The following is a 12,418-nucleotide window of genomic DNA, read 5'->3' on the forward strand; positions in this document are numbered from 1 at the left end:
AACCGCAAAAGCAGCGTGGTGTGCGTGGGGCGGCGGAAAGCGAAGCCCGCCGGCCTGCGGACTCCACGATGCTTTGAGGACTATACCGGTTACAGGAAACTGCCAGGGCAAATGGGTGAAACCAGGCCTAAACGAAAAAAAATATCAAAAAATGCTTGCGTGGTAACATAGAAAGCGAGTTTTCTAAAAAAATTGCCGCATCTTTGCAGCAAAATTCAAAAATATGAACAAGACAAGTCCGGAAATTGCAGAATTGCGCCACATCATTGAAGAATCCATCGGGCGAAAGATGAAGACGCCTGCCGACTTCATTTTCCTCAGCGGCATTATTTGGGAACGCACTCACGAAACCATGAGTCCAACCACCCTTAAACGGCTTTGGGGTTACATCGATGGTGCCGACACGACGCGTGAAAGCACCTTGCGCATCCTCTCCAATTTCATCGGATTCAAAGATTGGGACGCGTTTTTGAAGCATCTCTCAGAAAACAGCGAAGTGCAATCCGACTGGGTCTGCTCGCCACACATTGATGTTGCAGAACTCCATGAAAACGAACAAGTTGAAATATCGTGGAAACCCAACCGCCATTGCGTTTTCCGCTATTTGGGAGAAGGGCGTTTCATCGTCGAGAAAGCAGAAAACTCCAAACTCAAAGTTGGAAACACCTTCAGTTGCTCGTTTTTCATCCTCAACGAACCGCTTTACATCGTCAACCTCGTGCAAGGCAACAATGCGCCCGTCGATTTTGTGGTTGGCAACAAGGACGGCTTGTGCGAAATCATAAAACGATAAAACCGACCACCCAAGCCGGCAGTCGGTTTCATTCGAAAAAACATTCATTCAATTCACTGATTCATAAACATTTTGAAGAGCGGAGAGTTTGGCTCCGTCCTCAGGCGTTTCAAGGCGCGGTCGCGGATCTGGCGGGTGCGCTCACGCGAAATGTTATAACCAGTTAATAGCTCAATCCATAACTTTACTCCTTTATTTCCTCAGCTCTTGAGCCAAAGATAAGGAGAGACAAACAAGATTATTTTGACTTGAAACAAACCAATAAAAAACGGCATCTATAATTCCAGTTTCACTTTCAGTTGTGCAGGTGTCATGGCAAAAGGGCAATTCGGGAAATGCTTAATGTTGCCAGTGACCAAAATCACATTACATTCCTTAAAGGCAAATGCTGCATCATAGAAACATACATCCTTAGGATCAGGCAACAGGATGTCGCTTTCAACAGGACTGATTTTCACCGACTGTTGCTCAAATTCAGACAGCAAAATGTCAACTTTGTTTTTATCAAAGCCAAATTTCTCCCTATTGAGCACATCCTTATATTCGTTCAGAATCGCGACCGTAACGACAGGTGTTATTTTGCCCATGAAGACAGCACTCAGCACCGAAAACGGAACCGACCGCGAGATGTCTTTTGCCAGCATTGCCGAGACAATCACATTCGTATCAATAACAACATATTGCATGGCCGTTTAATCTTCAGAATGGGCAGCAGCAATTTCAGCCTCGATTTCTTCTTCGGTCATCTCGACTTTGCCCGCTTTAGATGCTTCGGCATTAATGGCGAGCAACGTCTCCAAGCCCAATGTGGAAGTGCGTGGCTTTTCGCGGACATCGAAAGGGATGCCATCCTCTGAGACCGATTTCTTCAGGAAAATGCGTATTGCCGTTGGCAAATCCAATCCCAAACGTTCAAACAAGGAAACAGCCTGTTCCTTTAGGCCTTCATCAATGCGAATCTGTAATGTAGTTGTAGACATATTGCAATGTTTTATACGTTGTTTACAATGCAAAAATAATACATTTTCCTTACATAACAATTGATTTTCGCCTTTTTCGTCTCTCCTTACCAATATTTCAAAGAACAAATCTTCGAACACACTGTTTGAAACACTACCATGTTTTCAAAGCCCAAATAGATTGTTTTTGCACCGCGCGTTGGAACACGTCCGTTGCACGACTCGGTTTTCACCGTCAATCAACGCCAAAACCAGTTTATTTTTCAGCATGAGCAGAAGCAATTTCGGCCTCAATTTCATTCTCAGTCATTTCGTTCCTACCCTCTTTGGATGCTTCAGCATTAATGGCAAGCAAAGTCTCCAATCCCAAGGGAGAAGTCGTTTCTTTATCAACCTTGCAAAACCTCTCATTCAAATACGCATCCACAACAATCTCATCTTTGCTCATGATTTCCGATTGGAACAATTTATTCATTTAAGGGAAAAGGTTCAATGAATGAAATACTTGATCAAATCAGAATAAAGTTGTTTTCCCCATTAACTCTTCAACACTTATGCCATATTCTTCAAAAGCATATTTAGTAACAACAAAAAATAAGTTGAGACAGCTCTTATACATATCAATATCGTTTTTATAAAAGCAAATTCCCACGAATTAAACAAGAATTTTCATAAATTAAACTGATATAAAGGCGATTATATATTTCGATAATTTTTGTTCAGCGGAGCGAAAAAAAACAGATATTTTCGTTATAGGTAATTTTTTAATTATCACATAATTCATCGGAATCAACAAGTCACAAAAAAGGCGGCAGTGATGCCGCCTTTCATTCTTCAGGAACTTGTTAATCCTTCTGATTTCTTTCCTTCACAATATCTTCCTGCTTGTCTTTCGGCATTGGCGCGTATTGGAAGAATTCCATCGAATAGTTGGCGCGGCCTGACGAAAGGTTGCGCAAAGCCGTAGCATAGCCAAACATCTCCATGAGCGGCACAAAAGCATCAAGTTTCTGCGAACCCTTGCGGAAACGACGCATGGCTTCAATACGGCCACGACGCTTGTTGAGGTCGCCCGTCACATTGCCGATGTAATCGTCTGGCGTGTTGATTTCGACCTTCATCATAGGCTCAAGCAGCACCGGGCTGGCTTTCATAAAGGCCTGTTTGAAACACATTTGGGCGCAAAGCTGGAAGGCCATGTCGCTTGAATCGACGGGGTGAGAACTACCATCAACCAAAACGCATTTCACGTCCACGACCGGATAGCCTGCGAATGGACCCTTGGCCATGGCTGCTGCAAGACCTTTCTGAACCGAAGGAATGAATTCCTTTGGAATGACGCCACCCTTGGTGATGTCGACAAACTCGAAACCTTTGCCCGGATTAGGCTCGAAACGGATGACGGTATGGGCAAACTGACCCTTACCGCCTGTCTGCTTCACGAAGCGATAATTACACTCAAACGGAGCCGTGATAGTCTCGCGGAACGAAACCGAAGGTGCGCCAACGCTGACCGGCACCTTAAATTCTTCCTTCAGACGGTCGACAATGATTTCCAAATGCAATTCGCCCATGCCGGCGATGATGGTTTCTTCCGTTTCCTCATCGAAATGCGCACGGAACGATGGGTCTTCGTTGCAAAGTTTTGCCAAAGCCTCGCCCAACTTGTTGCGGTTTTTCTTGTCTTCAAGGTTGACTTTCATTTCGATAACCGCCGGAGGAATATGAATGTTTTCCAACATGACTGGAGCCTTTTCGTCGCACAAAGTATCGCCGGTGCGCGTGTATTTCATGCCGACCAAAGCAACGATTTCGCCCGGACCGGCTTCCGAAATTTCTTCGCGTTCCTTGGCCTTGATACGGAAAATGCGGCCCACACGCTCGTCCTTGCCTTTGTTGGTGTTGCGCACGCTCATGCCGTTCACTAATTTACCGCTGAAAATGCGGATGAAAGTCTGCTGGCCGACATACGGGTCGTTGATGAGTTTGAAAGCCAAAGCCGAGAAAGGTTCGTTTTCGGAAGGATTTCTCTGGATAGTCTTTTCCTCATCGCTCGGGTCGTGGGCGATGACCGTTCCCAAATCTCTTGGCGAAGGCAGATAATCGACGATGGCATCCAAAAGGAGCTGAATACCTTTGTTTTTATAGGCAGAACCGCAAAGCACAGGCACCATCATCAATTTGATGGTGGCCTTACGGATGGCTGATTTCAGCAAATCCAAAGGAATTTCCTCATCGGAAAGATAAAGTTCCGCGACATCGTCATCGACATCGGCAACATGCTCGATGAGATTGTGATGGGCTTCTTCGGCCTGCGCCATCATAGCCTCTGGAATCGGGCCCACGATGCGTTCTTTTTCCTTGAAAATCACGGAGTTCATGTTGACCAAGTCAATCATGCCTTCGAAAGTGGCTTCAGCACCGATTGGCAGATGCAAAGGCACAGCATTGGCACCAAGATATTTATTCATCTGGCTGACAACTTCGTTGAAATCGGCACCCGTGCGGTCCATCTTGTTGACGAAAGCAATGCGCGGCACACGGTATTTATCGGCCTGATTCCAAACGGTTTCGCTCTGAGGCTGAACGCCGCCAACGGCACAGAACACAGCGACCATGCCGTCGATGACGCGAAGCGAGCGTTCCACTTCGACAGTGAAATCGACGTGGCCGGGAGTATCTATCAAGTTGATTTGATGGTCGTTCCAGTGCGCGGTGATAGCTGCCGAAGCAATGGTGATGCCGCGTTCCTGTTCCTGTTTCATAAAATCCATGGTGGCTTGTCCATCATGCGTTTCGCCCAACTTGCGGTTGACACCCGTGAAGAAAAGGATACGTTCAGAGCAAGTGGTCTTTCCTGCATCGATATGTGCTGCAATACCGATGTTTCTAAGTTTCGAAATATTCTGACTCATTATTTATTTATTGATTTTCAAAAAGATAGTCCGAAACTCAACTCGTAAATTTCGGACTGCAAAGATAGGAAAAATAAATGAACCTTCCGTTTGCTGCGAAAGTCAATCCAACATTTTCGGCAAATCCAGTTTGTAAATCATAGAAGATGAGGAGCATTTTTTGCACATAAACATGAGCATGTAAATTGGCAGATAACATAGTTTTCCTGACATTTTCACATTGTCTGTCGTCAGAACGTATGCTTCTGTCAAACCGTATGGTTCATAATCCATAATGTTACTGAGAGCACGATGACGCTCGTAGTCCTTGCCCGATTTCACCTCAAGCGGAATTAGGTGCATGTCGCTTTCAAGAAGAAAATCCACCTCGCCTTGCTTCTTGCTGTTGAAATAATAGAGGTTATAACCATGAGCCTTGAGTTCTTGCGCAACCAGATTTTCAAAGATAGCGCCAAAATTGAGATTGGTCTCACCACTGAGAATACGAAGAGCAGTCCCGTCAGCATATTGCACGGCAAGTAAACCTACATCATTCTGAAAAAGTTTGAACAAGTTGCGTTGCTCTTCCAACTTGAGCGGAACAGTGGGGGCAGATACATTATAGGTGGGCAAGGTCACGCCTGCATCCTTGAGCCATACAAATCCATTTTCATAACGCGAAAAGCGGCTGTGCTCGTTCAGGTTTTTTAGCACAAAACGCTTGTTCTTGGCATTAAGTTCGGAAGGTAGAACTTCAAATATATCATTGATATACAATTTATTATCCGAATCGTATTGACTGATGTCCCAACGATAAAGTTCAAGAATTTCCTTCTGTTTCTGTTGAACGGCTTGCATGTTGTTTGTGTCGATATAGGCTTGCACTGCCGCCGGCATACCTCCAACAAGCAGATAAAGCGAAACGACACGCATCATGGTTTCATGCACCACTTTATCCACCTCAGTTTTGTCATTCCATGCCTGACGGATGTGTTCCAACACCTTTTCGCTGATGCCTACGGCTCGGCTGAATTCTTCCAAATCAAGAGGATATACGTCAATTACATCCATATAACCGACGGGAACGCTTTTTATGTTCTTGATCTCAACTCCGAGCAGACTCCCGCTAAGGGCATAACGATAGCTGCCTTCGTCAACAAGGAACTTTATCCATGTCACTATTTCGGGTGCTTTTTGCACCTCGTCGAAAAACACAAGCGTCTTGCCAGGTATAAGTTCTTCGTGGGTATAAGCACTCAAACGCAAAAGGACTTCCTTGACATCCTTTGCCCCTTCAAAAATTGACTTTGCCGAAGGCTCTTGAAAGAAATTGATTTCGACCAACTTCAGAGACTTTTCTTCGGCATATCTGCGTATTGCAAAAGTCTTTCCAACTTGTCGTGCCCCCTTGAGCAACAAGGCTGATTTGCTGTTATCATAATGATTTGCAATCAGTTTATCGAGTTTCCTTTGTATCATTTTACACTTTTCTAAGGTAAATTATGCCATAATCTTACACTTTTCCAACGAAAAAAGGCTATATTCATGACACTTTTCCAAGATTTATGGCGCAAAAATACAAATTCTTTCAGTTTCCGACGGGGCATTTGTCATTTTTTACCTCAGTCCTTTCAGATCTATAATCCGAAAGCCTCAAACAGCGGTTTTTCAATCCGCCTCAATTTTTCATTGCCGCCTCAATCTCCTCAATTTCAATCGGCAAGCCCTCGAACAAGTTGACGGGTTCGCCTTCGGTGATGAGCAAGTCGTTTTCAATGCGGATGCCGATGCCTTCCTCGCGGATGTAGATGCCAGGCTCGCAAGTGAGAATCATGCCGGGCTGGAAAGGCTTGTATTTGTCAACACTGTCGTGGACATCCAAGCCGATATGATGCGACATGCCGTGCATCAGATATTTGCGGTAAAGCGGATGGTCGGGGTCTTGTTTTTCGACATCCTCGGCGGTGAAAAGTCCCAGTTTAATCATTTCCTGCTCCATTAGGCGGTAAGTCGTCTGGTTGATTTCGTTGATGGTGCCACCCACCTTATATAATTTGGTGATTTCCTTCATCACGCGCAGCACGGCACTGTAACATTCCTTCTGCCGTTCCGTGAACTTGCCGTTGACAGGAATGGTGCGGCTGAGGTCGGAAGAATAGTTTTTGTATTCGCAGCCAATGTCGAAAAGCAGCAAATCGCCATCGTTCAGAATGTCATCATTCTTCGAATAATGCAGGCAGCAGCCGTTTTTGCCACCCGCCACGATTGGCGCGTAAGCGTGTCCCGAGGCATTGTTCAATTTGAAAATGTATTCTATTTCGGCCTGAATCTGGTATTCGTAACGGTTCGGTTTCACGGTTTCCAAACATCTGCGGAAAGCCTTTGCCGTGATGTTGCAGGCATCTTGCGTGATGTCGAATTCCTCTTTCGACTTAATCATGCGCAATTCGTTGAGAATCGGGGCTGTCCTTCCAAACTGATGCAACGGATACAACTCCTTGATTTTCTTTACAAAACGCTGCTGAATGGTCTCGACGTTGCACTCATATTTCGGATATTCGTAAGTATTCATGAAAATGGTGTCACAACCAGTCAAGGCGATGTCGTTCAGCACGGCATAGAACTCATCGCTCGACTTAACGGTTTCAATGCCAGAGATTTCCTTGGCTTGCTTGTTATCCATCATCTCGCCTTGCCAAGTGGCTTTCACCTCGTCGTAAGGCTCAATGAAAAGCACTTCGCGATATTGCTCCGTCGGATTGTTGGGCGACAAAATCAAAAAGGCATTTTCCGCATCAATTCCCGTAAGATAAAAGAAATCAGACTGTTGGCGGAACGGATAAAATTGGTCGCCATTGCGCGGCATTGGTTCGTTGGCTGTAAAAACGGCCACTGATTTTTCAGGCAGACGCGCCATGAGGTTCGCCCTGTTGCGAATGAAAAGGCTATTCGGAATGTTTGTTTTCATAATTGTCAGATTTGTATTGCTGGCAAAAATAAGCATTCCGTTTCAATTGGCAAAGCAGGAAAGGAAAATCGGAAGCCTGAAAAAAGAAATAGGAAACAGAGGTTCGTATAAATTTGTTTATGATGCACTTTATTCTTTTCCGCTTTTATCATTACTTTTGCAGCGAAAAACGATTAAAAACATATACTATGGCTTTTAAAGACATACTCAAAAAAATCAACAACCGTTACGTTTACGTTACCATTGCTTTTTTGGTCATCATCTTTTTTGTCGACCAATTCAATGTGTTTGAGCAAATTAAGCTGCACCAAACCCTGAAAGACCAGAAAGAGCAAATCGAATACTACAAGCAGGAAATCTCAAACAGCGAAAAACTGCTCAACGACTTGCAGCACGATTCAATCGTCATGGAAAAAACCGCCCGCGAAAACTACATGATGAAACGCGACAACGAAGTGGTGTATTTGATTGAAGCAAGCGAAAAGTAGATTCAGGATTAAGGAATAAGGAAACAGGATTTAGGAAAGAAGAGGGGGAAAAAGCTCCATGAACTTGTCGAAGGGAAGAAGGGGTTATGATAAAATAAGAAAGAAATTTTTACATTCATTTCGGCAAGCTCAATGAGCCGAGATCCGATGAACAACTCTAAAAATGACAAATCGAATACCTGCAATAAAATACGTCCTGATGCTGTTGATGGCGGTCATCGCCGAATGCTGTCTGGCTCAGGATTATCACATCAAGGGGAAGATTACCGATGAGCAGAACCGTCAGCCTTTGGCTTTTGTCAACGTGGTTGTCAACAGTGGCATTGCGGGTGGCATGAGCGACATTGACGGAAAATACGAAATAAGCTGCAAAGAACCGATTTCTAACATTAAGTTTTCTTATATCGGCTACAAATCTTACCAAACTTCAGTCGCACAAGGCAGTGAAAAACTGAATGTTGCATTAACACCGATTAGTTTTGAGCTGACCGAAGTCACCATTGATGCCGGAGAAAATCCCGCCCACCGCATCATCGACAGCGTGATGGCGCACCGCAAGGAAAACAATCCCGACAACTTGCATTCCTATTCCTATTCGATGTACGACAAAATGGTTTTCACAATTGACAGTTCGGCATTGGGTAAGCAGCGCAACGACAACATTTTAGCCAATAATGACATTAGGGAATTCACCAATATTCTCGACCGCAACGACCTCATGGTGATGGAAACCTCGTCAGACATGTTTTTCATGGCTCCCGACAAAAAACTGCAAAACGTGACCGGCACCAAGGTTTCGGGCATGAAAGACCCGACTTTCGTTTATCTCGTCAGTTCCATGCAAAGCATCAGTTTTTATGACGATGAAGTGAACATCGTCGGGACAAGATATGTCAATCCGCTCAGTCAAGGCAGCAAAAAACACTACTTTTTCAACATCGAATCGGTTACGCCCATCGGAAACGGCGATTCGCTTTTCACCGTCAGTTTCCATCCCTACAAAGACAGCAATTTCAAAGGATTAATAGGAGCTTTCACCATTAATTCCGACGGTTGGGCCGTGCAAAGCGTGAAGGCTTCGCCTGACGAAAAAGGAGGCATGTTCACGGTCAACATACAGCAACTGTACGACAAAGTTGAAGGACAGTGGTTCCCTAAACAGCTCAACACCAATATCGTTTTCCCAACCATCGGCATTCCTTTCGAGAACGGATTCCTGCCTATGGCCGCCATTGGCAAAAGCTATCTGACCGACATAAGCATCAATCCGGAATTAGACAAAAAAATGTTTTCGGAACTCGCCATCAACGTTGACCCTGATGCAAATTTCCGCAACGATGACTATTGGATTTCGCACCGCATCGACTCGTTGAACGAGCGCACCCAAGCCACCTACGCCTTTATGGATTCGCTTACCCGCGACAACAATCTGCTTGACCGTATGCTTTGGGCTTCCACACAAATCGCCAGCGAAAGCGAAATGCCCATCGGCAAAGTCAACCTCGACTTGAACAGATTGATTCAAATGTCGATGTACCGTGGCCTTTGCTTCGGTATTGGCCTTTCGACAAACAACCGTTTTTCGAGAATTGTCGGCTTGAACGCCTACTGCGGCTACTGGGCAAGCCGTAAACTTTTCGACCTAAAGGGCGGCATCGATTTCAATCTCAATCCACGCAAACAGGCAAAACTGACTTTATCAAGTTTTCATTGCTCCGATGCCATCGGCGAATTCAACCTACATGAAAAAAGCATGGTCCTTTCGCAAAACGATTACAAATATGCTTATTTCCAGAACATTTACGGTCGCAAGGACGGATTCAACATCGAATTGTCCTCACGTTTCGGACGCTACTTCAAAGGCTTCCTGAAATTTGAATTTGCCGAAAAGGAATATATCGAAAACCGCTACCTGAAAGAGCCTGACGACACGCACCCGAAAGGTACTTTCACGACAGCCGAACTGCGCTTGCGTTACGCTTACAAGGAAAAATTCATCAGCACGCCGCAAGGACTGCAAACCTTGGGCACAACCTACCCTATTGTCTGGTTCTCTTACCAGCACGCTTTCAACGGTCTTTTTGGCTGCCAATATGAATACGACAGATTCAAGCTGCAAGTCGAAAAGCATTTCTACACACACTATTACGGTGTTTCAACCATTCTTTTCCAAAGCGGTTTCGTCACAAACGGAGTACCTGTCGAAGAGACTTTCGATATATTGGCAACCTATTCCTCTTCAGGCCTTTATGCGCCAGGAAGTTTCTGCGCCATGCGTCCCGACGAATTTTTCTGCGACAGATTCGCAGCATTGTATCTGAGCCACAATTTCAACGGAATGCTGTGGCAACCCGATATGCCTTGGTGTCAGCCCGAACTGACGCTCATCACCAACATTGGCTGGGGCAACATGAAACGCAACAATTTGGAAGACTACAGTTTCAAGACCATGGACAAAGGCTATTTCGAAAGCGGCATCGTTATTGAAGGCCTGCTGGCCATGCCATTGATGAAACTCGGCGCCGGCATTTTCTACCGTTACGGTCCCTATTCCTTCGACAAGACATGGAACAATTTCGCCTTGAAATGGAGCGTCATTTTCAGCCTGTAAACTTTAAAGCGGAAAGATTTTAAACTTTTGAACCATTTTGAACTCTTTTAAAAACAGACAACCAAACACTAATGCTTCGACAAACTCAGCAAGCCAAAACGGAAAACCGAAAACCGATAACTGAAAACTGAAAACCAATAACAACATGAAGAAGCTCATCTACATATTCATAGCCAGTCTACTGCTTGTTTCCTGCCAGACACATAAGCCACAGAAAACCGTTCTGCAAGGCTTGGCGCAAGGTTCCTATTATGCCATAACCTATTACGACAGCCTGAACCGTAATTTTCAAACCGAAATAGACTCCATCTTCAATACAGTTGACCAATCCGTTTCGCTTTGGAACGACAGTTCCATCATTTCCAAAGTCAATCGAAACGAGCCTGTGAAACTAAACCAAATCTTCATCGACAACTTCAACATTGCGCAACAGGCCTCTGCCCTTTCCGATGGCTGTTTCGATGCCACCGTTTCCCCCTTGGTGGCCGCTTGGGGATTCAGTTACAAAAACGGCGACAGCATTACACCTCAATTGGTCGACAGCTTGAAACAACTTGTAAATTACAAGGCTGTTCACATCGAAAACGGAAACATTGTCAAGGAAAACCCAAATATCACATTGGATTTCAACGCCATAGCACAAGGCTATACATCCGACATGATTGCCGAATTTCTTTCCTCAAAAGGCATTGGCAGCTTTTTGGTCGATACAGGCGGCGAAATCATGGCACGCGGTTGCAAACCCGATGGCTCATCTTGGATTGTCGGCATAGAAAAACCCGCCGCCAACTGGGATTCGGAACGCACCGTTCAGGAACGTATCTATTTGCGCGACAAAGGCTTAGTGACATCGGGCAGCACACGCAAATACGTTGAACGCAACGGCAAACGCTATTCCCACTGCATCGATCCCAAAACAGGTTATCCCGTCGAGCATAACGTATTGAGTGTCACTGTCATCGCCGAAAACTCCGTTTGGGCGGATGCCTTGGCCAGCATTTGCATGGTGATGGGATTGGAAAAATCGCTTCCAATAATTGAAAGTTTAGATGGCGTGGAGGCCTACTATATCAGCAGCAACAACCAAGGCGAATTGGAAATCTTTGCCACAGAGGGTTTCCGAAATCTGATTATGGAATAGCACAAAAACAAAGAAACAAGGATTATTAAAAGCTGTTTTTGATTTACTCTCAGTGCATCTCCTTTCACTCGATTTGCCACAGTTTTTGGCATGTAGAAGTTCTCAATGAAATCGAAACAGCTTCTAATTTCCAGTGGCAATTCCCTCATCTTTTTGTATAAAACAGCCCTTAATTCCCTCATCTTTTTGTAAAACCGCCATCATAGACAACTAATAATCAATAAATTATTATTAAAAACAACCATGCAGACTAAATATTAGAAAATGACAGATTTCAACAACAGAACAACTTGTGTATCTCATTTGTCTATTTATTAATTACTAAACTTCAATAAACCACAAAGTTTTATAATAAAAACGACAAAAAGAATAGCACAAATAACAAATATAGCAAGTGCCATTATAACAGATTCCCATTTAAATAAGGCTCAAGTATAATTGTTGACTGAATTTATACCAATAAAGGAAGAGAGGGACGTTTGCCGAGGTCTAGCGACCTTATGGAAACCATAGCGGATGCAGCCGCCTCGAACATCAGCGAGAGCTTGTTTGCGACATACACCT

General features: G+C 44.5%; 10 protein-coding genes. 4 read left to right on the forward strand and 6 right to left on the reverse strand.

All coding sequences use genetic code 11. From position 1 onward, the window contains the following. Nucleotides 1-223 precede the first annotated feature (223 nt). Entirely contained in the window at nucleotides 224-793 is a 570-nt protein-coding gene (locus AC06MN_RS04630) for a hypothetical protein (RefSeq protein ID WP_475671187.1), read from the forward strand. Between the two features lie 275 nt (nucleotides 794-1,068). On the opposite strand, the gene AC06MN_RS04635 is transcribed toward AC06MN_RS04630, so the two are convergent. From AC06MN_RS04635 to AC06MN_RS04660, 6 genes are all read right to left on the reverse strand, one after another. Continuing rightward, nucleotides 1,069-1,479 (reverse strand): putative toxin-antitoxin system toxin component, PIN family, encoded by a 411-nt coding sequence (locus AC06MN_RS04635; RefSeq protein ID WP_475671188.1) that lies wholly within the window; start codon nucleotides 1,477-1,479, stop codon nucleotides 1,069-1,071. A 6-nt stretch (nucleotides 1,480-1,485) separates the two neighbouring features. Then, nucleotides 1,486-1,773, reverse strand: coding sequence for a type II toxin-antitoxin system RelB/DinJ family antitoxin (locus AC06MN_RS04640; protein WP_475671189.1), 288 nt, complete (start codon nucleotides 1,771-1,773; stop codon nucleotides 1,486-1,488). A 235-nt stretch (nucleotides 1,774-2,008) separates the two neighbouring features. Then, complete coding sequence (locus tag AC06MN_RS04645) at nucleotides 2,009-2,200, reverse strand: hypothetical protein (protein ID WP_475671190.1); 192 nt, start codon at nucleotides 2,198-2,200, stop codon at nucleotides 2,009-2,011. Nucleotides 2,201-2,597: 397 nt separating this feature from the next. Beyond that, complete coding sequence (gene fusA / locus AC06MN_RS04650) at nucleotides 2,598-4,667, reverse strand: elongation factor G (protein WP_475671191.1); 2,070 nt, start codon at nucleotides 4,665-4,667, stop codon at nucleotides 2,598-2,600. 102 nt (nucleotides 4,668-4,769) lie between these two features. Then, the gene (locus AC06MN_RS04655) at nucleotides 4,770-6,125 is read right to left on the reverse strand and encodes an ATP-binding protein (protein ID WP_475671192.1); all 1,356 of its coding nucleotides are present in this window, start codon (nucleotides 6,123-6,125) and stop codon (nucleotides 4,770-4,772) included. Nucleotides 6,126-6,324: 199 nt separating this feature from the next. Then, on the reverse strand, nucleotides 6,325-7,614 hold the full coding sequence (locus tag AC06MN_RS04660) for an aminopeptidase P N-terminal domain-containing protein (RefSeq protein WP_475671193.1): 1,290 nt from the start codon (nucleotides 7,612-7,614) through the stop codon (nucleotides 6,325-6,327). Nucleotides 7,615-7,802: 188 nt separating this feature from the next. Here AC06MN_RS04660 and AC06MN_RS04665 point away from each other — a divergent pair, with 188 nt between their 5' ends. The 3 genes from AC06MN_RS04665 (at nucleotide 7,803) to AC06MN_RS04675 (ending at nucleotide 11,854) form a co-directional block, all read left to right on the forward strand. Continuing rightward, a complete protein-coding gene (locus AC06MN_RS04665) occupies nucleotides 7,803-8,102 on the forward strand; it encodes an FtsB family cell division protein (RefSeq protein ID WP_475671194.1) in 300 nt (99 codons plus the stop codon). 163 nt (nucleotides 8,103-8,265) lie between these two features. Beyond that, nucleotides 8,266-10,713 carry a DUF5686 and carboxypeptidase-like regulatory domain-containing protein gene (locus AC06MN_RS04670; RefSeq protein WP_475671195.1) on the forward strand — a complete coding sequence of 816 codons (2,448 nt, stop codon included), beginning with the start codon at nucleotides 8,266-8,268 and terminating at the stop codon, nucleotides 10,711-10,713. A gap of 145 nt (nucleotides 10,714-10,858) precedes the next feature. After that, nucleotides 10,859-11,854: an FAD:protein FMN transferase gene (locus AC06MN_RS04675; RefSeq protein ID WP_475671196.1), complete on the forward strand. Its 996-nt coding sequence runs from the start codon at nucleotides 10,859-10,861 to the stop codon at nucleotides 11,852-11,854. Nucleotides 11,855-12,418: the final 564 nt, after the last annotated feature.

It is taken from the genome of Candidatus Limimorpha sp. (genome assembly GCF_056203535.1).